Origin of the sequence: Mycobacterium persicum (assembly GCF_002086915.1) — a bacterium.
GTDB lineage: Bacteria > Actinomycetota > Actinomycetes > Mycobacteriales > Mycobacteriaceae > Mycobacterium > Mycobacterium persicum.
In genome coordinates this window covers 6,182,972-6,204,672 of record NZ_MWQA01000001.1, presented here as the reverse complement: position 1 = coordinate 6,204,672, position 21,701 = coordinate 6,182,972, and the positions used below count along the sequence as shown (strand labels likewise).

Sequence of the window (21,701 nt, the reverse complement as noted above, 5' to 3'; positions counted from 1 at the left end):
CCCGACACCCGCGGCTGCGGGTTGAGTGGTCGGCAGTTGAGATAAGAAACAGGGCACTCTGGAAACGCATCAGGGTCAAAGGCTCTTTACTGGAGACCGGGCGAAGCCGAACCTCATTGCCTACGAGCGCAAGCTCGGAGCACGTGATCTGGTTCGGCCGGCCGCGATGGTCGATGATTTCCCAGGAAGTCAAAACCGAAACGGAGGAGCTGATCGATCTGACGAGATTTCTGGAGCGCAATCGATGATTCTGCGCAGGTCCCTGCTGAAAGCAGCTAATTTAATACTGGCATTCTTCTTTCTTGTCGCCTCGGCCCCAATGTACACGCAATTCAGACAACCAGTAAATGCCGCACCCGAACGCCCATGGGAAAACAAATACCTCTCTCCTGATGAGCGGGCCGATCTGGTCATCCAGCAGATGACGCTCGACGAAAAAGTGCAATTGCTTCACGGCTTGGGATGGCGGACTCTCCTTGAGGGAACCACGTCAGTGCCTGGCGTGCGTTCTCTTGGGGGCGCGGGTTTTATTCCCGGTATTGAACGCTTGGGGATTCCTGACCTGCAGATGTCCGATGCCGCCGTTGGTGTTGCCCGTGGAGCACCGCGTAGCCGCTATTCCACGGCGCTGCCTTCCGGTGTGGCCGAGGCCTCGAGCTGGGATCCCGAAATCGCCTACGAATACGGCGACCTCATCGGCACCGAGTTACGCGACCAGGGCTTCAACATGTCGTTGGGCGGCGGTGTCAATCTTACCCGCGAACCGCGTAATGGCCGCACTTTCGAATACAAGGGCGAGGATCCGATTCTCGCCGGCACGCTGGTCGGTGAGGAAATTAAAGGTCTGCAGAATCAGCATGTGATCGGCAATATCAAGCACTACGCTGTCAACGATCAGGAAGACGGCCGCCACTTCGCCAACTCCATCATTGGCAAGCGCTCGATGCAGGAGTCAGACTTGCTCGCGTTCCAGATTGGCATCCGTAATTCAGACGTCGGCGCGGTGATGTGCTCCTACAACTTGATCAACGGCACGTATGCCTGCGAGAACGATTATCTACTCCGCGATGTCCTCAAGGATGCCTGGGGATTTAGGGGCTTTGTCGTTTCCGATTGGGGCGGAACGCACAGCACCGTGAACGCGGCCAGAGCCGGCCTTGACATTGAAATGCCGGGCAGCGACTATTTCGGCGAACCACTCAAAAAAGCGGTCCGGCGCGGAGAGATTTCCCAGCACCAGTTGAACTCCATGGTTCACCGTGTACTTCGCACTGAATTCGCCACCGGGGTCATCGATTATCCTGCGCATCCGAAGGTGGTCGACGTCATGCATGGCTTCAAGGTCGCGCAGCGGGTTGAGGAGGCTGGCGCAGTGCTTCTGAAGAATGCGGCGAGCCAACTGCCATTGGACGCGTCCTCGATTAAATCCATCGCGGTCATTGGCGGCCATGCCGACGGTGGTGTCATCTCGGGCGGCGGTTCGGCACAGGTCGATCCCGCCGGAGGCAATCCCGTTATCACGCCCGGCGTCAATAACGGCGATATCATGGCGCTCCCCCCGGAATGGGTCTATCACCGCTCACCACCATTAGACGCTATTATCCAACGAGTCCCGCAGGCAAAAGTTGAATATAATCCCGGGAATGATCCCGCCTCCGCAGCCGCGCTGGCAAAATCCTCCGAAGTCGCGATTGTCTTTGCTGTCCAGCACGAGTCTGAAGGTGCCGATCTCCCCAACCTCTCGCTCCCCAACAATCAGGACGCGCTGATTCAGGCCGTCGTTGCCGCCAATCCGCATACCATCGTGGTGCTTGAGACGGGAGGAGCGGTAACCATGCCCTGGCTGGATCAGGTGAGCGCCGTGCTTGAATCGTGGTATCCGGGCATACGTGGCGGACAGGCGATAGCCGCCATTCTTTTCGGCGATATCAACCCGTCAGGCAAGCTGCCGATCACGTTCCCGAAACGCGAGGCCGATATGCCGCATCCGGACGCGACGAAACCGCCGGCCGAGCCAGCTGCCCCCACCGGCCCCAAGGCCGGCGAAAAAGTCTTCGATGTGCATTATGACGAAGGCCTGAAGGTCGGCTACAAATGGTATGACGCGGAGAATAGGATGCCTCTGTTTCCGTTTGGATTCGGCCTGTCCTACACCACCTTCTCTTACTCGGAACTGAACGTCACCCCCGGAGTCGCGCTTGACGTCACCGTCCGCGTCACGAATACCGGCAAGCGCGCCGGAGAGGAGATAGCCGAAATCTACGCGGGTTTGCCAGAAAGTGCGCAAGAGCCGCCGCGCAGGCTGATCGGCTGGAAAAAGGTGGCACTCGAACCCGGTGAGTCGAAGACCGTCACCGTACATGTGGAACCGCTGTTTCTTTCCAGCTACGACGGTGATCGCAACGCATTCCGGCTCGTTCCCGGAGAATATTCGATATGGGCAGGAAACTCTTCGCGTGACCTGCCTCTGAAAGTAGCCGTAACCCTCCAAGGCAGGTAAATGCACCTCGGGAGTTATCTGCGGTGAACGAATCCGCCTAGTATTTGAGTACTGTGACCCCCGGAGCGGGACCGGAAGCGACGACGAATCACCGGACCGGCCGGAGTCCGGCCGCCTATCTCGCTATCGCCGCTGAACTTTGGCGACCATTTTGTCGGCTAACTGGCGACCTTCGTCGGCGATGCGGTATCCGCACGCATTGACGTCGATGACCACATTGGACACCGCGCTCAGCGCCCGCTGGCAGCCCCAGTTGTTATTGGCTCCGACTTGAAGCTCGTTGAGCGTGATTGTCGGCGGCTCGCCGTTGAGACTCGCCAAGGCCCACTTGACGGTGTTGCCGGCGGTGTTCGTGGCGCTGATCGTCTGGTTGGCGCAGCTTTTCCACTTGTCGGCCGAATTCTGCACGAATTGATCGGCCTTGTCGGCAGACGGAAACGTCACCGCCGCCTGGGTGACCCAGTGGGCATGGTAACGCCCCGGCTCATACACGAGTTGGACTCTCAGTGCGGTCTGGCCGCTGCCCGCATACACGAGGTCCTGCACGGCATAAAGCGCCCCCTGGCACTCCGGGTGCGACAACTTGATGGGTGTGGGGTCCAACCGGTAACCCGTTTCCATCGTTTCCATGGTTGAAGCACCCATGACGGCGTTGATCTCAGCCGCGCTGAGCAAAATGCCGTCCAATTGTTCGGGCGTCGTCAGGGGCGGCGGCGGTGACGTGCTCGGCGGCAGGACGGCCGACGGCGCCGGGGGCCCAGCAGTGTGGCCCGGCTGCGGCCCGCGCCGGTTTGTCAGTAGCACGGTGACCGTCACCACCACCAGGATCACGGCAACGCCAGCCGCGCCGACGGCCGCTATGACCGGCCACCGGATCACCCGCGGGGTCCTGACCTTCCCGAAGACCTTCTTGGCGACCTTCTTCGGCGGCTGCGGCACATCGTGATAGCCGGGAAACGCCTCGATCACCGGGGGTAGTGGCGGTCCGTTCGCGGCAGAGAAGTATTCCGGAGCCGGCTCGGGCTGCCCAGTTGTCCCGCCGGGCTCCACGTCGTTTGCGCCCGCAGGTTGCCGCGGTAATCCCTCGGATCTCAACTCGTCGAAGGGATTAGGCTGCGGCGCCGGCGATTGCGGATCCCCATCGTTGGACACTTACCATTCCTCCCACGCGCTGCATATCTCGGAACATATCGACGCGAACCCCGGCCGGCATGGGGAAACCTACAGGTGCCGGCGAGAGTCGCCAAGGCGGGCGTACCGGGTTCGCTCTGATTACGGGACGATTCTTGGGCGACCTCCCCATTGATAGCCATCGGAGCTGACCCGGCGCAGCGGATCCGTACAGCGGAATGGGCAACGCCGCGCACGTTCAAGCGGTTGCCATCCGGGGGCTGACCCAGCGCCGATACCACGATGTTGCGGTGCAGCAAAGGCATTCCTGTGCAAGGGTTTTCGGCTGCGGCCATAACCGAGCCACTTGCAGTCAAGGACCCTTGAGGCAATGCAGCCTAACCGGCACCACCACGATGACCTCGCAGTTGCTGACGTCCACGCCGGCCGCGCAGCGCCCCAGCGCGGTGGGAGCCGAACAACCTTGCGGGCCAAACGATCTCGGTATCCGAGTACGCGCTGATCCCGGTGGGCTATGACGCCTTCTGATGCCAGATGGGCTATCGCCGAGCGATGGAGCGCCGGGGCCTACCTTCAGCCAGCGGTTGCGGAGTCGAACGCAGGTCAGGTCGAGCATGACCGCCAATTCCGTGCGCCGGCATTCGGTCGCCCGGGCCGAAGCTGAGGGGCCACCGGCGCGCCGCAGCGAATTCTCAATTCTGCTCACGTGCATTGAGCAATCAACGCCTCTGACGCCGACACTAGCGGCGGCGGCACCGCACCCTGCACATTGCCCGGTGCCCGCCGGCCGCCGGCCGCCGACGGCCTATCGTGCTATTGCCCCTTAACTTTGGCGGCCATTTTGTCGGCTATCTGGCCGCCTTCATTAGTGATGAACCATTTGCAGGCGTCGACGTCGATAACCACATTGGACACCGCGCTCAGCGCATGCTGGCAGCCCCTGTTGTTACTTGCCCCCACCTGGACGCGGTTCAGCGTGATCGTCGGTGGCTTGCCGTTGAGGCTCGCAAAAGTCCACTTGGAGGGCTGACCGCTGACGAATGTTTCGGTGACCGTCTGGTTGGCGCAGTTCTTCCACTTGTCGGCCGAATTCTGCACGAACCGGCTGGCCTCGGCGACGGACGGAAAGGTCACCGCGGCCTGGTTGACATGGTAACTGAGACCATTACGGTCGTCGCCGGACACGAATTGACTTCGCACTGCGGTCTGGCCGCTTCCCGCATACAGCTCGTTCAGCACGACAAAAAACGCCCCAAGGCAGTCCGGGTGCGATAGCGTTACGCCTCCTGAGAGTTGCAGCTCCTTCAATATCCAGTTCGTTTCGTCGTGCATGGTTGAATCGCCCATCACGGCGCTGATGTCAGCCACGCTGAGCAGAATGCCGTCCAGTTGCTCGGGCGTCGTTAAGGTCGGCGGCGTTACCGGTGGCGCGGCCGGTGCGCCAGGATTCGGCGCGCGCCGGTGCGTGAGTAGCACGGTGATCACCGCCACCACCAGGATCACGGCAATGCCGGCCACGCCAATGCCCACTCCGACCGGCCATCGGATCACCCGCGAGCCGACAACCGTCGTGCCGACCTTCCGCGGCGGCTGCTGCCCACCCCGAGAGCCAGGAAACGCTTCGATCACTGGGGGCAGGGACGGGCCGTTCGCCGCCGAAAAGTCTTCCGGCAGGGGCTCTGCGGGTTGTGGGCCTATGGCGGCGTCGCCGAAGCTCCCGGACCCGGCGGACCTTACATTCTCGAAAGGATTAGGCTGCGGCCCCGGCGATTGCGGATCCCCATCTCCTCCCACGCAGCGCACAGCCGGATCATATCGACGCGAACCCGGCCGGCATGGGGAAACCCACTAATGCCGACACGAACCGCCAAGGCCGACATGTCGGGCTTGACCGAAACTACGGGGACGGTTTGTGCGCCCCCGTCGATAGCCACTGGATAAGGCGAGTCATTGCAGCAAGACCGCCGGGACCGTTACAACACCCCAAAGCTGGAGGTGACCCAGCGCAGCGGATCCGTGCAGCGGAACGGGGCAATGCCGCGCACGTTCAGGCGGTTGCCGTCCGGGGGTTGGCCCAGCGCCGATACCGCGAAGTAGCGATGCGGCAACGGCTCTCCGGTGGCAGGGTGTTCGACCGCGGTGACAACCGAGCCGCCTTGCAGCCGCAGCAATAGGCTGCGGACTTCCTCGTGGAGAAGTTGTCCGTCGGCATCGTCGTACTGTCTGTTTGCGGAGCTGTCACGCAGGTACGACGCGCCGGAGTTGGACATGACGTAGCTCCAGTCCGAGCCCTCGACGTCGCGTAGCGCCCGCAACGCGTCGAACTTCGACACGATGACCGCCAGTTTGGGCCGTCCCGCGCCGACCGCCAGCATCACGTTGCTCAGTACGGACCGCGGATCTCCGCCGGTCGACGACGGCGCCGGCAGCAAATCCTGCAGTTGATCACGAACTCCCTTGACTCGCAACGGGTCGAACATGAAAAACACGGCGTCCGCGTCGGCGAAGAATCGGAAATGCGGAGCGTAGGTATTGCCGGCCTCCAGGTCCTCGCCGGCCACGTCCCGCAACACCACGAAGCTCGGCACCCCAAGCCACGCCCCGACGCTGAAAATGAGTGGTTCGCGTTGAGGCGAAGCCTGTGTTCGCACTGTGGGGGTTGGTGGGATGAGCCCTCGCTGAACATACAGCGGCTGCTCGTAATTGACGGCGTACGCCTGGGCCGAGGCCTGGGTGGTGGGGCTCATCGACACGCTCAAGGTTTCGCAGAGCAGCTCCATCTGCTTGATCAAGACGGCGATATAGATGCTCTTACCCGTTGCCCGGGCCCCGGCCATCGCAATGCACACCGCCTGACCCTGACGCCATCCCCCGGGAAGTTCGAAGTGGCAGACAGGGCAGATCTCGACGACGGGCAGTCCGTTCATCGCGGCGCTGGCGTCTGCCGCCGTGTGCAGCCGACCCCGGTAGCCCGGCGGTCGCTTGGCGTCGTACACCGGCGGCGACGTGACGGCCGCGCCGTAGTAGGCCGATGCGGCCGCATCCGCATAACGGGGGACCCCGGCGACACGCGGGTCCACTATCCACGCGTAATGGTCATCGCCCAGGACCGAGAAGCAGCGCGGGCACTTCGTCACATCAGGCCCCGCACCAGTGAGATCGCGATGCGTTCCAGCACCGCCGGCTGGCTGAGCACCTCAGCGGCGGCGTCGGCACCCGGGCGGGGCGGACGCAGCACCGCGCAGTCGGTTTCCAGCCGCGGATCGTTCGAAATGGCAATGACCGGAAACCGTTGCCGCAGTGTCTGTGTCGGAAAGTCGGTGCACACCACGGTGCGCGCGCCGTTGCCGGCGATTGTCGACCATCGGGCACCGGCGGACCATCGGGGCTCCACGTTGCGAAGGGAATCCGCCAAGGTGCCGGCCGGTTCGGTCGGGACCGGTACGGGTTTCTCCGCGACCAACACGGCTGACACGTCGGTGATGCCGACCGCGTCGGCAACGCCAACCACGATGTCAGCCGCGGCCGAGACGCTTCCGTTGCTGAATGCCGAGCGCATTGAGGCAGAAGCATCCACCGCGATGACGACCGCGTGGCTCGACAGCTCGGATCGCCGCCCGACGACCTTCCGGGCGGCCGCGCGGGCGGCGGTCCCGAGCGGGTTAAGCGGCCGGTCGGCCACCGCGCTGACCGCGATCTCGATGCGGGTCCCGGTCGGTGTCAGCGTGGCTAGTTCGACGTCGCTGTCTCCGGAGACGTCGACCGGTTCGAAGACCACCTGAACGGGATCCACGCCGTCGGCGGTATCGGGTCCGATTGCCAGCTGGACCACGGTGTCCGGCCCGAAAAAGTCGCCCCGGGCCGGTCGCACGCTGACAACAAGCGGGCCGATGACGATCGGCAGGACCGAACGCTGCGACGAGGACCGCACCACGGGTTGATCGGCCGCGGCGTGGACATTCAACACCGCCTCGGCTACCGATCCGGTGATCGACAGGGCCAGTGCCTGACTGGGGATCGTCACGCTTCGGGTGCGTTCACTCATCAGATAGATGGGCATCAGTGCCTCCACTGCGCGGATGCCGCCATGGGATCCAGGTCGCTGGACTGACCGTGGAGCGCGTCGAGCACCATCTCGCGAAAACGTCGCAGCGACGCGGCGTCCGTGGCTGCGCTGATCTGGCCCATCACGTGCACGACGTCGTTGACCTCGTCGGCGTCCCAGGGGAACGTTGCCGCGATGCGGGCGGCCAACCGCCGCAACAGCGGCGCTATCGGATCGGTCCCGGCCGGATGCAGCAGGCTGACCGCGAGAGCCGCGTTGGCGGAGATCACGCGGGTCTCCGCCAAGGCGAATACCTGCTCGGTCACCTCGGTTTGCAGGCTCGGATCGGTCAGCAGGGCGGCGCACACCCGGGGACACGGCGTGCCGACAATGGCACCGACGACCGCCAGCACAAGCAGCCGGCGCGCGAAGTCGTGGTGAACGCGCTCCGGTCCGACCGCGTCAACCGCTTCGTCCCACCTGGGGGTATAGGCGCGCTGATATGTCATGACGTAGCCGCGCGCGACCCAGTCTTGCGGTTCATAAAGCCGTACCACCGCGCATGCGACACCTAGTTCATCTTTGTTGTCGGCAACGACCCGGGAGGCGAGCTCAAACATTTCCGGTGAGTCGGCCGCCCCAACCAGGCCGAGAATGAGTTCCCGAGTCGGCAGGCGCTCCACGACCCGGTCTTCGATCCGATCGAGTTGCGCCGACGGCAAACCGTGGACACGCCGCCACCACGCGTCCGCCTGCCGATCCTGTTCGGTTTCGGGGCCCAGTCGGTGCGCCCGGGCGGCGCGCAGCACAGCCCGGGTCCAATCCTGACTTCCCGGCCGGACCTCGGTCAGCTGCTCCGGCGACGGCGCCGTCACCCCGTCACTGAGCCACTCCAGCACCGAATCGTCGAGTTGCCCCCCGGGCTGATCCGGCGGCTCGCCCTGCCGCATCATCACCGACGCCACAGCCAAGCGACAATCAACGCCGATCCGCCCGCCGAGTTCGAGAATCAGGCGCCGAACCTGCCGTGGGTCCCGCAGCGCCGGCAGGACGTGTTCTTCGAACACCCTGGACAGGTCGTAGTCGATTCCCAACCGGACGAGGATGTCGACGACGAGGAGCACTCGGCCCGGACCCCGATCACCTGCCGCCCGCAGCGCTGCCGGAATCGTCCCCAACAGTTCGGCGGGAACCGCCCGGCCGTGATAGCGAGTCCGGCCCAGCGGGATCGGGCCTGGCCGATCTAGCCACCGGTCGTCGCAGATGGCGCGCGACAGGTACACGGCGTCGGCGACCTGCGCCGTCAGGCCGTCGGGCATCCGCCGTGCCGCTTCCAGCGCATCGGCGGTGCCCGTCCCGGCCGCGGAACGCACTACGTCGCTGATCGTTTGCACGATGGCCGGATCGATGACCGGGCCGGGCGGCGAATGTTGCGTGATCACCGACCGAGCCTCGTCTGCCGCGTCGACGAATCGCTCCCGGGTAGCGATGGACATCGCCATCGGCCACGCCGGGTGCAGGCCGCAATCGTTCACCCCGGCGGAGAACATGTCAATGTCGTTGAGCACCAGCCGCATTGAGTCGGGGTCCAACATGGCTACCTGCGCCATGGCCGACCAAGCGGTGACCTCGATCGGCTGTGCGGCCGCGGTCCGGTGCGGTTGGCCGCCGAATTCTCCCAGCGAAAGTGTGTCGGTCTCGTCGATTGTCACCGCCGCCGCCGGGGCCATCGGGAGGTCATCGCGCGGGATCGCGGTGAGATGTTGACCGATCCGCACGGCGTGCTCGAGCTGATCGGCGCGATCAAAGGTGGAGAAGTTCAGCGACCGCGCAGTTCCCGGCGACATCAGGAAGCTGATCAAACCGATCCATTGTGCGGCGGTTTCGTCCGACTCCGCACCCAGCACGACTGGCGGGCCGCCCTCGATCGCGGCTGCGACGGCATCCATCAGCCCGAACAATGTTGTGAGTCGCCAGGTGGTGGTGTCGTAAGCGAAATTGACCACGCTGCGGCGTGTCACAGTGTCGCCGGGCCCCGGTGGTTGTGCGGGCAGCGCTGCCCCAGCCACGGCCGCACCACCGTAGGGACAAAGCCAGCGCTGCGAACGCCACAGCTCGATAGGCCGATAAGAGTCCTGCGCTGTGCCGGCTTGCCGGTCCAGCATCGCGTGCACGAACACGTTGCCGGGCCGGCCGGTGTGGTCGCTTCCTGCCGGCACCGTGTGCCAATAGCAGGCAGTGTTTCGATTGATGCGGCGATACGCCAGCCGGTGCGGAATACGTTGCAGCTGCGCGGCTGCGGGGAAGGCCGGTATCGGATCGACCGGATTCAGCACAGTCCGGACGCCGGACACCAGCAGCGCTTCTTCTGCGTCGTCGAGGTCGCCGCTGGTTTGCTTCACCCGCCAGCCGCCGGCCGATCCGATGGCGTCGAACGACGTGTAGCTCAGTTGTCCATACCGGGCCGTCATGACGATGTCCGGGTGAGACGAAGCGCATCGACCGGCGGATCCAGCAGCGCCAGCCGCTGCAACCGCTTCGGGTCGCCCACGTCGGCGAAGAGCCGTATCCAGCCCTGCCGCCCTCTGACGTCGCCAACAAATACCTGGGAGGCGCCGTCGCTTCGCAGCGCCGGCCATTTGAATTGCTTTGCGGGCCGCGCGGCCACCGCACCCTGGTCGCCCAGCGGCGCCACGTCGAGCGGGTCACCGTCGGTGATGCTCAACGGGATTCGTTGAGCATTGTTAACCAGGACGAACGGCGGCGAACCGATGACGTCGTCGGTCTCGGCGCGAATCATGAGCGCGGCCGTGAGTGGGTTGCCGGCGCGGTCACGCGAGATCTTCACCAAGTACCACAGCCGTAACAGACCGACGTATTGCACGCTGGTGATCGGGCCCTGGATGCGGCGACCAGCCGAGAATGCCACCGGCGCCAGGTGCAGTGAACAGCCACCCGGGGGTAGCTCGTTCTTGGGAAACTGGTGTCCCCCGAATTTGTGGTAATCCTCGAACGAGACCTCGTAGTGCCGCCCACTGAGTCCCAATTGCGGGTCGTAGTCCTTGGGGGCGAGGTGGACCGACACCGCTGCCGCACCGGCCGGCCAGGCGAAGGTCAGCACCTGCTTGCTGCAGTACTCGGTGAGCTGGACGTCGGTGATCGACCCGGTGCGGACCGTTGAAATGGTCTTGCCCAACCGCGCCCTGCCGTCGAGGACGGTCACCGGGGTGAAGTAGGCACGACTCCACTCGCTGGGCCAGGGCACGCCGGCCATCACCGACCGCGGGCGGCCGTCGCTGTCACGGCGCTCGGATATCGGATAGTTCAGCCGCGATGCCAGGTGCAGCCCGGCGAGCTCGAGTGCGCTTTCAGGCAGCTCGGCTGATTCGGCTGCCTCGGGCAGGTCCTGGGTCCGGAAGATCAAGACCCGGCCTGCCGGCGGCGGGGTCCAGCTGAGGTCGAGCACCGCGCCGTCGTCGTGGGGGCTGAGCGACACGTCGTCTACCGGCGCCGGCATCGCGGAGACCTGCACCTCCGCCTGCACGGGGTCTGAGAGGCGCTCCACACCGTCGACGCTCACCTTGCAGCGCGCCCGGTATATATACCGCCGCCCGGGTTGCGCGTCGGTATCGACAAACCCGTCGAGGTTGTCGCTGTCGGCGAGGATCTGGTACGGCATCTCGTCGGCCGCGCTTTCCTCCGCCGGGATCCGGTAAAGGTGCACGGCGCTCACCCGCGGAAACACCGTCCACTGGCCGATCACACGGCCGGAATCCTGGCTTAGAACGACATTGTCGACCGGGCTGGGCCGTGCGCCTGCGGCATACAAAACCGGTTGAGCGGCAAGCGCTTCCGCGCGTGATGCACCGGTGTTCACCCACACCTGGAAGCGGCGCACGGCGCTGGTCGGCGGTCGGCTGTCACGTGTCGACGTGGTCGTGGTCACCGCGACCAGTTCCGCCCGATCCGGAGAATACGGCTCGTTCTCCTCGCTACTGACCACCCGGTACACCGTGCAGGAGTCCGATTCCGCGTTGCCGGATTGATAGGGCGGCCACGTTATTTCGAGGATCTGCTGACCGCTGGCAGGGTCGGAGACGGGGCGGACCACTATCTCGTGCGGCTCGACAGTCTGCTTGCGAAAGATGAACGGCGCGAAGCTATCTGGCGTGGTTTCGCGGGACAGCGCTGAATCGTCTTCTGGCACCGGCTGACTCGTCGCAACCCGGCCGGTATCGGCGGCGTGCGCCGGCCCGGTCGTCTCGGCGGCCAGTTCGTCGAGCACGCGTGCCATGTCCTCGGCATACTCGGCCACCGAGCCGGGCAACATCGCGCGGATTTCGTCGACGTCGCGGCGCCCGGACCGCAGCACCATCCGCACATGCGCTTCCTTGAAGCTGTGCGGGGACACCGCGCCCGAGGAGATGAGCTGCTGGCGCCACCGCAACAGAGCCGGTAGGCGCGGATCGCTGTCGAGTGCGTTCGGATTAGGCATCGTCAGAAGACCAGTTTTCCAGAACCGGGCGGTTCATCGTGGTCGGTCGTCGCGTCGGGGCTGGTGGCCATGCTGGTTCGCGGCGCGAAGACCGCGAAATCGTAGGGCAGCAGGCCGTCGCTGGCTTGCACCACGACAGCGCGGTAGCCCAATCCACGGCGCGTCATGACGGATTCGTCCAGCACCGCTGCGGAACGGCCGGCGGTGATGGCGGCGTCCGTGAACAGCGATCCGGCGAAAGGTGCGGCGCGCTCCGGGCGGTGGTCGGTGACTCCGGTGCTGAACTCAGCCTCGGGAACGGTCCGCCCGGACACCGGGACAAACACGGCACGGGTAATAGTGTCACCGACAGGGCCCGGCGATTCGGTGAGCATGTGCTTCACCCGCTGCCACAGCGCATCGGCACCCTTGGCCCGTATCTGGCCGGAGGCGACCGCGGCGGACCACTTGTCCAGCGCCGATCCCGTCCCGACGCCGGGCATGACGAACAGGGCCGCGGGAGCTTCGCGCAGCTGTTTTCCCGCGTCGGCCAGCATGTCCTCCCACGGCCGGGTGAGCCAGCCCACCGAGTACAAACCGTGCTCGATCCAGTCGATAGCAGTCTGCATATCGTCGGAACTCGGCATCGCGATGCCCAGGTGGGTCGACGTGGGCAGCCCGTCGACCAGCTGCCCGGACGGAGGGCTCGGCGCGGCAGCGGAACCGAACGGTGCCCGCAGCACCGCTCCCAACACCCGGCTCCAGGCCAGCAGTTGCCCATATGCGCCCGACAGCCGGCTGAGATCCTGCACCGCTGAGCGCAGATTGGAATGCATCGCGTTCAACCGAGCGGCTTGCGACTGGCGCAGATTCATCTCGGCAAACAGGTCCCGCTGGGTGAGCAGGAACAACGCCAGCGTGATCACCAGGTACAACGCCAGCAGTACCCCGCCGGTGACAAGCGCGAACTTCCACCCGCCCCAGCCCAGCGCGGCCGCCCCGGCCAGCAATGCCAGCACACCGAAAACGCTCCAGCCAAAAGTCTTGAGGATCATTCCGGTGGTGTGCTGGCGCTGGCTCAGCCGCTGCTCTACGGCGTCCCGGTTGCCCGTCGAGCGGATCTGTTGCACCAGGCCGGCCACCTCGCTGCGGGCCCGCTGCAAATAGTCGACCAGGATCGAGCCGACTTGCCAGGCATAGCTTTTCGACACCGTCTGCTGCCAGCCGTCCAGGGCCGCGGCGGCGCGGCGGGCTTCGACTCCGGCGGCCGGGTCACCGTAGGTGCGCTGCAACCGGTCTCGCAGCGCGGCCACCCCCAGCAAATCGGTTGCCTCCACCGCGCTAACCCCGGTGACAGCGGCCAATGACCCGGGGATGGCGGCGAACCGGTCGTCGGCGCTCGGTACGACATCTGAGCAGTTACGGACCACTCCGACGGCGGCACCCACCCGCACCGGTTCCAGGCTTTCCGATCGGCGGCCGCCGTCGGCCAGGCTCAGGGCGACATTGACGAAATCAGTCCACAGCCGGCTGAGGTCCTGCTGCGCGAGGTGTTGGCCACCCGAAGGTTCGGCCAGCGCATTGCCGAGGGTGTCGGCGCTACGGCCAAGATCTTGCCAGCTGGCCGGTTCTGCACCGGCGACCACGTCGTAGGCCGATCCGGAGCGGCCGAACACCGCAGTCTGCACCGTGGTGGCCACCACCGATGACACCGAGCCCAGCGCCGAGGACATCCACGCCGACGGCGCCCGCCACAGTGCCGAGGCGAGGAATGACAGAAACATCTTGAGAGCAGTTCCCATCGAAATCCGTTGGGCCCCTTCGCCGCCGAGGGACATTCGCGGACCGCGCAGCACGTCGCGGTGCTTGGTCCACAGCGCCCGCGCCATCGACTGTGTCGCGGTCGGCACGTCATCGATGAAGACGACCGGGACACGGTCGGCGCGGGGCAACGGCAGGCGACCGGTTGGATCGAACAGCTGCGCCCGCAGGCGCGCCTCAACGTCTGCGGTGTCGAGCTCACGGTAGAAGGCGCGCACCGTCCGGATGGTGAGCCCCGGCAGGACCGCAAGCGCGTCGAAAGGCGTCTTGTCGATGTCCACCCATAGGCCGGTGACACCGGCGACGACCGGTGCGACATAGCGTGCAACGTCGAGCGGATCGGTAAGCCGGTCCAGCGCGACGGCAGCCAATTCCGGACCCGACGGGTCCTCGGGCGCGATGAACAGGTTGTGCCACCCTTCCAGCACGAGTGCGGCGTCGGCCGTCAAGGCCGCGGCTGCGCCGGGGGTATAGAGCAGTCGCAGCAGGGTGATCGGCGCACCTATCGCGCTGGACCGCACCACCTGTTCCATGAACTGCTCCACGGCTAGCGGGATCCGGGATTGCAGGGGTGCTTCCACCGCCACCAGAACCGCGAGCCGAACCCGGTCGTATTTCCTTGCAGTCAGGACTTGTTGCAGCACAACCGGACTCATCTGGCCATCGGTCACCATGGTGGCGGGCAGCGCGGTCGCCGTGCCGGCGGCCGCATCCACCCAGGCGAAGCTGCGCAGCAATCCGACCGCGGAGTAGTCCGCGAGCACCGCGAGGATGTCTTCGGACTGCGCGTGCGGAGCCAGCACCACGGTAAGTGCGGTCATCGCTAAAAGGTTCCGCCGTCCGGTATCACAATCTGCTCGCCCTCGTCGCGAGTCATTGCCGCACTTGCGGATCGGCCGTCGACGGCCGTCGCCTTGATCTGGCCGACCAACTTGATCAGCATCTCGGCGGCCCAGAAGACGTCAGGCGCCAGGTCGCGGAAAATCGGCGTCTTCGAGGCCTTCGACCGGGTCGCGATCCTGGCGAAGGCGCCGGCACTCCCGGCCCTGGGCACACCCGGCGGTAGATACTCGGCGCTGGTGTCCCGGACGGTCGACAGCCACTCCTGCGCGGCCACGGCCCGATCGGTTGGTGTCTGGGCGGCCGCGACGCCCTCGATCCGCGACACTACGTCCGGGTTCGACCACCCGTTGAGGATGAAATCGCGTAGCAGGCCGACCCCGGAAAGCTGCACGATCCCGCCGGCCGGGTCTTGCGAATTGGCGTCATAGAGCGCACGCAGCACCTGATACGGGCGCAGGGAACGCATCACCGGCGGGTCTTGCGATTGCGCGATCGCCAGCAGTACCCCCTCCAGCACCGCTGGTAGCCAGTCGTAGGAGGCAGTGAAATTCGACGGCGGGGTCAACAGCGGACTGGGGAAACTCAGCCACTGCTCGGCGTCGCCGTCATAAATTCGGACCGGCTCGATGTAGGGGGATTCGGGTATCTGGATCCGCCCGATGATCTGGCCGAGCAGCCAGCCGGCGGTCATGGTGCGCCGTTCGGCGTCACCCATCGGCAGCGACGCCGACAACGGCCGCGAACGGCGATACCGCCAGAACTGGGTGCGGGCCGGGCCGGCGATCTCGGCCCACTGCTGGGCGGGGGGCCGCAGCACCGAGTCGAAGGCCAGCGGTGAGTAGTTCGGGTAGGAGCCGAAGATGTCGATGTGGGTGACGCCGTCATCGTCGGTGAGCGCTCGCGCGAAGTTGTCCTTGGTGGCCTGGTCGATGCGCGGGTTCGAGCGCAACGTGTCGGCCAGCGCCAGCCCCACCGGCTGGCCGGCGAATGGTATCTCGGAAAACTTGTAGCGGTATTCGACCTGCTGGCCAGGATGCACCCGGGTGAGTGCCTGGTCGTTCACGCTGGCCAACGGCCGCGCCAGCGACAAGGCCTCGGCGAACTTGGTGGCGATGTCGTGGCGGCGTGCGGTCAGTTCGGATTCCGGGGCTCCGGCCCCCTGGACATAGTCGCGCAGCGAAACACTGCAGAACTCGTCGAACGCCTCCCCGGGCCGCTCCACGTACAGCCGGGCCCGCGCGAGCAGCTCGGCGGGGCGGGTGTGAATATCGAATTGGGCGACCGACGGCACCCGTGAGCGACCGGTGTCCGGATCGGTACCCAGCGCCCGGGTGACCCAATTCGCGCTGCGTTCCACCAGACCGCCAGGCGCAACCATGCCACCGGTGGTTTGCCACACACCGAGGATCACCCGGGTGGTGGCCTCCCCGATCGCGGCCCGAAACGGCACCAGTGTCCGGCCGGCCGCGACCACCTTGACCAGATCGCCCTCGTAGCGCTGCTTGAAGGCCGACGAACTGATCAGCAGGACCTCGTTGTTGGCCTCGGCGAACCGGGCCGGGACGAACTCGTCGGCGTCGGCCGGCCACGCGGCGTACTGGTCGGTGGCCAGGCGGGCCAAACCGACATCGGACGGCGGCTCGGCCTGCGCATTCTCCAGCAGGATCAGCGCTTCGGAGAGCGCGTCGCGCAGCGGGACGAGCAGCTCGCCGCCGATTACGGCGAACAGATCCGCCAGCCGCGCCGCGGCGGTGGCATAGACCTGACGGCGCACGGCGCCGCGGAACCCGTCCAATGTCGTGGCCAGCACCTGGTCGGCGTTGCTGATCACGCCGCGCAGCGAGGTGAGCGCCGTGTCCACGTTGGGCGGCAGCGCGACAACGTCGGGTGGCCCCATCGAACCGAGCTGGCCCATCGGCGCGGTGAGCACGTCGTCAATGTGACGGCGAAGCTGGTCGACCAGTGCCCGGGCATACGGCAGTCCGAAGTCGGCGATCGCATTGCCGACGACGTCGTCGAGCCGGTCGGCGAAGGCCCGCTGCCACCCGAAGGCCAGCCGGTAGCCGGCGTCCGAACAAGCCTGTGTCAGCGCGTCACGACGGTTGGCGATCGCCTGCCGGAAGACCGGCACCCACTGGGCGGCGGTCATTCCTTCCGGGCTGGGCAGGTGGCTGCGGAGTTGCCGATCGATGATGGCGTTGACGGTGGGAGCCACCACGTGGGGTGGAAACGCGGCGTTGGCCACCCAGTTTCCGAGTGCGTTGATGTCCTCGCCACCGGCGGCGGCCAGCAATCCGAGCTCGCTGCAGATGGCTGCCCATTGGCTGGTCAACAACGACTCCAGCTGTTCGTTGCTGGACGCCGGATTGCCCGGCTGCATGTGACCGGAAACCAGCTTGTCGGCGCAGCTGCGAGCCAACCGCTGCGCGGCGTATTCGGCGTAGCGGTCTCGACCCATTCTGAGGCTGGAAAATCCGTATGTCCCCCACGGCAGCGGATCCCACACCGAGTTGCCCCATCCCAACAGGTCCCGGTCGCCGGCCGGGGAGGCGGTGTTGCCCAGATCGTAGGAGACGAACTGGTCGCTGGCCGTGCCGCTCATCACCAAACCGGCCAGGCCGCGGGCCAGTCCCCGGTATACCGCAAACGGCGAGCCGTCCCCGAAGAGGGTGCGGTCGGCGCCGACATAGCGTCCGACCGGGAAGACCCGGGCGAACGGGATCGGCTCACCCTCGCCGTGTTGCTGTCCAAGCGCCCGCAAAATCCGTACGTCGTGCTCCCTTGCGGCACCAGACTGGCTGGCGACGATCTCGCCGAGCATGGCCAGCGAGTTGGCCCGAACACCGGTCCGCGCGCTCTCCGGCAGCGAATCGAAAATGTCTGGCGTGACCAGGAATAGGCCCATCAATCTCGGGTCCAGCCCGGAGACCAGCGTCAACAACCGGCACACATCCAGGGCCATCGACGCGCCGGCCCCGCCGGCCATCGACGACACCACCAGCACCAGCGGCGGCTGATGCGGGTCGAACGGGCCGATGCCCGGCACCCGCGCCGTCGACATCGCGGAGATGGTCTCCACCCGAAACAGCTGATCCCAGGCGGCTTGGAGCTTCGACCGGATCTCGCCGGCCTTGCTCAGGATGATCATCCGCCCGATCGCGCGGTACTGTCCGGCGCCGGTCGAGATCGGGTTGGTCACTTCCTCCGGGTGGCGCGGTGCCCAGGTGGCGATGGTATCCAGCGCGGCATTGGCGGCCAGCCGCTGCGAAAGCGCCGCGTCCAGGATCGCGTAGCTGCTGCCCTGCGGCCCGCAGCCGATGTAGGTGCCGCCCTGCGCTGGAACGTTGCTCAGCCCTTCCGGTCCGTCCTCGGCTCCGCTGGGCACATCGATGAGGACGAATTGCCATCCGGGCAGCAGCCTTTCGATACCGGCCGCATGCAGTTCCGAGCGGAGTTGGTCCATCATGTAGGCCAACGTCGCGCCGCCCGAGCCGCCGCAACCAACAATCAGGAATCGTCGCATGAGGCTCCTTCGTCGAATGGGTCGAAAGGCCGGGAATCGAAACCGCCCGGCCGCGCGGTGTGTTCTGCCGTGGTGAATGGGTCCGACGCGGGTGTGGTCGCCTCAGGCTGGCCGTAGGGTGATTCGGGCTCGGATTCGGTGGGCCCCGCCAATCCCGCGTTGGCCGCCCGGTTCCGCAGTGCAGCCAGCAACTCGGGCAGCCGTCGACCGATGTCCTCGTAGATCCGCTGACGCGCCGCGTTGTCGGTTCGGCCCCCCGCGAGCAACAGCACGTCGGCCTTATTCGGTGGACCGCCGGGATCGTGCAACACCACCCACTTGTTGTGCACGGCAAGGGGAAGCACCGCCTTCAGACCGGTGCGATCCGTGCCGGGAAGTGCCGAGCCCACGCTGACCCTGCCGTCGACGTCGACGACGACGTGGCCGGTGCCGAAGGGGCTTCGTCCAACAGTCGCGGTCAAGGTAACCCCCAGCACAACCAGGCTTCGGGCGCCGCCGGCCAGGCCCGGCACCAACCTGAGCAGGTCGGTGTCGGCCATCGCGAACGGCGAGCCGTTACGGATCACGGTGTCGGAGTCGGGGTCCACCTCGAGGGGTATCCGCTCGGCAAGCATCGGCTCGCCGGGAATCTTGGCCGCATACCACTTGCCGGCATACAACAGCGCCAGCGGAATGCCCGGACCCAGCAGCAACGCGGCCAGGAACACCAGCACGAAGTTGGTCTTGCTGAGCGGTTTGGTCAACGACGCGGCGAACGGGACGTCGATGACCTGAGCGTCGCTCGGATTGGCCAATGGCGAAAGATGAACCGGCACAGTGCCACTCAGGCCGCCGCGGCCGTCGCGGTCGGTGCGCAACGTGACCGGCAGACCGGCGGTCTGACCCGCCGGCACCTTCAGGCAGGTTTCCGGCCCACTGGCCGGCGATGTGATGCGGGTGTTTCCGATGCCGTCAGGGGCGGCGATGACGTTGTCCTTGTCGTCTGCGGCGATCCACACGCATCCCGGCCCAGTGATGGCGAGTGAGCCGTTCGCGCCTTTGGCCGCCTGCACGGTGCCGAAGTCGATGCGGCTTGCCGGGGTGGGCAGTCCCAATTTGGGCAGAATCTGGATCGACATCTCGACGTCTTGGGGCGACAGCGTGGTTCCCGGGGCAATCTGGGCGCCGTTGCGATCGGTCGCCGGAGCGGTGGTGATGGTCAACGACATCCGCAGGATCGCATGTCCGGGCTTGACGGCGGTCAGGTCGGCGTCAACGGGTTTGCCGATGGCGGTTTTGGGCACCGACACGAGCAACGGAATCTTCGGAGCGCCATCGGGTTCCAGCGTCGCCGACATGGTCGCGCTGCCCGCCAGCTCGGCAGGCTTGACCGGATGGCCCTGCCCGTCGGCCAGACCGAAGATCAGACCCTTGAGCGCTTGTCCGCTATGCCAGGCGAGATTCGCGGCGTCGATGAGGACCGGAAATATGTCGGTGATGATGTGAATGCTGACCCGCGACACCGCATCGGGGTGCTGCCCGGTGGTGTCGACGTAGACGATCGCCCACTTGCCCGCCCAGTCGGTGCTGCCGCTGTTGCGGATCGTGATGGTTTGCGAGGAGTCCGAAAGCCACTCGTATTGGACTGGTGTGCCGGTGATTTCGGTGCTGATCTGGCCCGGCCTGTTCGGCAGTTCGACCTTCTGCCCGGACGGCGAGATCAGGTACGGGACGATGCCGGGCGTGCCACCGGAGCCCAGGATCTTGACCGACTTGATCGAGCGGTCCAGCACGAAGTCGTGGCGCGCCTCCGGGCAAACCTGCAACTCGCAAACCGGGCCTTTGCGCTGCGGCACACCGGGGTCGGGATACAGCGAATCGAAGGCGAACAGCATGTCGTCGATAGTGGTCACCCGGTAGAAATCGCCGGGGGTGGGTTCGGTGATATTGCCGCAGGGCATTCCGTTGAGTCCACGCCCGGTGCTGATCGCCGACATGACATCGAACTGGGACGCGCTGGCGGCATCACCCAGGCCCACCCCCAACATCACGATGCCGCGGGCGCGTAGTTGGTCGGCAAGCCCACCCGGCCGGCAGATCGATTCGGTGGCCTGCCGAACCGTTTCGGCCACGCCGTTCGGACTATCCAGGCGGACCCCATCGGCATACGGCTTGGTCAGCGGCCGCGCGGTGAAATCGATCTTGCCGTCGGAGAACCACGCGATCGCCTGGCAGCGGTCGGCGCCGCCGACACCGCTTCCGCGCGAGGCCAGCGCCTGGCGGGCGCCGTCGAGAGCGAGCCAGTAATCGGTGTCGATGCCAGCGTTTTTCGACGCCAGGGTCGACAGCTGATCGCCCACATGCTGGGAGGTGGCATCGGTCAGCGGTGTCCAGTTGTGTTCGGAGACATAGTTTTCGGCAAACCCGGCGATGGCGACGTCGAGCTTGGCCTGGATGCGGTCGGCATACCGACCCAAGGTGTGCACCAGGTACTTTGCCGCCTGCACCCGCGCCGCTTTGCTGTCGGTGTTCTGCAGGCTGCTTGACTCGTCAACCAGGATGAGTAAGTCTCCCTGTTTCTGCGCGGCCAGGCACGCGCCGTAGCGTGCTACCCCATTGTCGGGCTGGGCCTGGCTTGTCGGCATGGAATACCCCCACAACATCAGGGCACCGACCAGCGCCGCAACCGCTGTGATACGGCCTGAGATACCGACCAGCGCGCTTCTCGGGGCTTTGGGGTGTCGGCCTAGCTGGTAGCGGAACATCATCGGTGGTCCTACAGCCCGCCCGCCCAGATCGCGATGTGCCAGGCGCCGACGGCGATACCGAGCAGACACACGCCCAGGACCGCCCAGTACAGGATTGTGACCCAGCGTGGCGCCGAATACACCGCGTTGGCCCGGCGTTGGGTGTCCACCCGGGTGAACTCGGCGAGCACCCCGATCGCCACCGGACCAGCCAGCAGCCACCCGGCGAACGCGGCCGGCAACGAAGGCCCCCACAGCACTCCGATCACCACCCCCGCCACCGCCAGCCCGAGCGCGAGCGCGAAAAGCGCCACGGGAGGACGGGCGACCACCAGCGCGCCTCCGCCAAGCCCAGGATCAGACACGCCGAAGGCGTCGCCGGCGACTGGACGGGCCTGGTCGAAGGCCTGGTCGGCGAATGGATCAAAACCGGTGTCGAATGGACGGTTGGTTTCCCGCCCTGCGGATCGACTCGCCGCGGGAGCGCCAGGCTGCTGCGGCTGGCGGGCCGAGGGGGCGCCGAAATCGCTGAAATCGAACGGATCCGACGGCGCCATGTCAGCCAGAACCCCCAGGTGCGGATACGGTGCCCATAGCTTGCCTGCCGTCGGTCTCCATCGTCTCCATCCCCTCTCGGT

The 21,701-nt window shown here is 65.9% G+C and carries 11 protein-coding genes; 1 reads left to right on the top strand and 10 read right to left on the bottom strand.

Features of this window, described 5'->3' with window-relative positions:
- Positions 1–244 precede the first annotated feature (244 nt).
- Complete coding sequence (locus B4U45_RS28035; protein ID WP_075549501.1) at positions 245–2,500, top strand: glycoside hydrolase family 3 C-terminal domain-containing protein; 2,256 nt, start codon at positions 245–247, stop codon at positions 2,498–2,500.
- A 123-nt stretch (positions 2,501–2,623) separates the two neighbouring features.
- On the opposite strand, the gene B4U45_RS28030 is transcribed toward B4U45_RS28035, so the two are convergent.
- The 10 genes from B4U45_RS28030 to B4U45_RS27985 form a co-directional block, all read right to left on the bottom strand.
- Positions 2,624–3,652, bottom strand: coding sequence for a sensor domain-containing protein (locus B4U45_RS28030; RefSeq protein ID WP_082275659.1), 1,029 nt, complete (start codon positions 3,650–3,652; stop codon positions 2,624–2,626).
- Positions 3,653–4,444: 792 nt separating this feature from the next.
- Positions 4,445–5,260: a sensor domain-containing protein gene (locus tag B4U45_RS28025; protein ID WP_075549503.1), complete on the bottom strand. Its 816-nt coding sequence runs from the start codon at positions 5,258–5,260 to the stop codon at positions 4,445–4,447.
- A gap of 344 nt (positions 5,261–5,604) precedes the next feature.
- On the bottom strand, positions 5,605–6,768 hold the full coding sequence (locus B4U45_RS28020) for a hypothetical protein (protein ID WP_075549505.1): 1,164 nt from the start codon (positions 6,766–6,768) through the stop codon (positions 5,605–5,607).
- Positions 6,765–7,691 (bottom strand): hypothetical protein, encoded by a 927-nt coding sequence (locus B4U45_RS28015; RefSeq protein WP_075549575.1) that lies wholly within the window; start codon positions 7,689–7,691, stop codon positions 6,765–6,767. Before B4U45_RS28015 ends, B4U45_RS28020 begins: the two co-directional genes overlap by 4 nt.
- Complete coding sequence (locus B4U45_RS28010) at positions 7,691–10,147, bottom strand: GAP1-N2 domain-containing protein (RefSeq protein WP_075549506.1); 2,457 nt, start codon at positions 10,145–10,147, stop codon at positions 7,691–7,693. The genes B4U45_RS28015 and B4U45_RS28010 overlap by 1 nt, the downstream gene beginning before the upstream one ends.
- Positions 10,144–12,171: a SaeA-related protein gene (locus B4U45_RS28005; RefSeq protein WP_075549507.1), complete on the bottom strand. Its 2,028-nt coding sequence runs from the start codon at positions 12,169–12,171 to the stop codon at positions 10,144–10,146. Before B4U45_RS28005 ends, B4U45_RS28010 begins: the two co-directional genes overlap by 4 nt.
- A 2-nt stretch (positions 12,172–12,173) precedes the next feature.
- Complete coding sequence (locus B4U45_RS28000; RefSeq protein ID WP_075549508.1) at positions 12,174–14,792, bottom strand: hypothetical protein; 2,619 nt, start codon at positions 14,790–14,792, stop codon at positions 12,174–12,176.
- A gap of 2 nt (positions 14,793–14,794) precedes the next feature.
- Positions 14,795–18,337: a tubulin-like doman-containing protein gene (locus tag B4U45_RS27995; RefSeq protein ID WP_075549509.1), complete on the bottom strand. Its 3,543-nt coding sequence runs from the start codon at positions 18,335–18,337 to the stop codon at positions 14,795–14,797.
- Positions 18,322–21,084, bottom strand: coding sequence for a vWA domain-containing protein (locus tag B4U45_RS27990; protein ID WP_241780350.1), 2,763 nt, complete (start codon positions 21,082–21,084; stop codon positions 18,322–18,324). The genes B4U45_RS27995 and B4U45_RS27990 overlap by 16 nt, the downstream gene beginning before the upstream one ends.
- An 8-nt stretch (positions 21,085–21,092) precedes the next feature.
- On the bottom strand, positions 21,093–21,620 hold the full coding sequence (locus tag B4U45_RS27985; RefSeq protein ID WP_075549510.1) for a hypothetical protein: 528 nt from the start codon (positions 21,618–21,620) through the stop codon (positions 21,093–21,095).
- Positions 21,621–21,701: the final 81 nt, after the last annotated feature.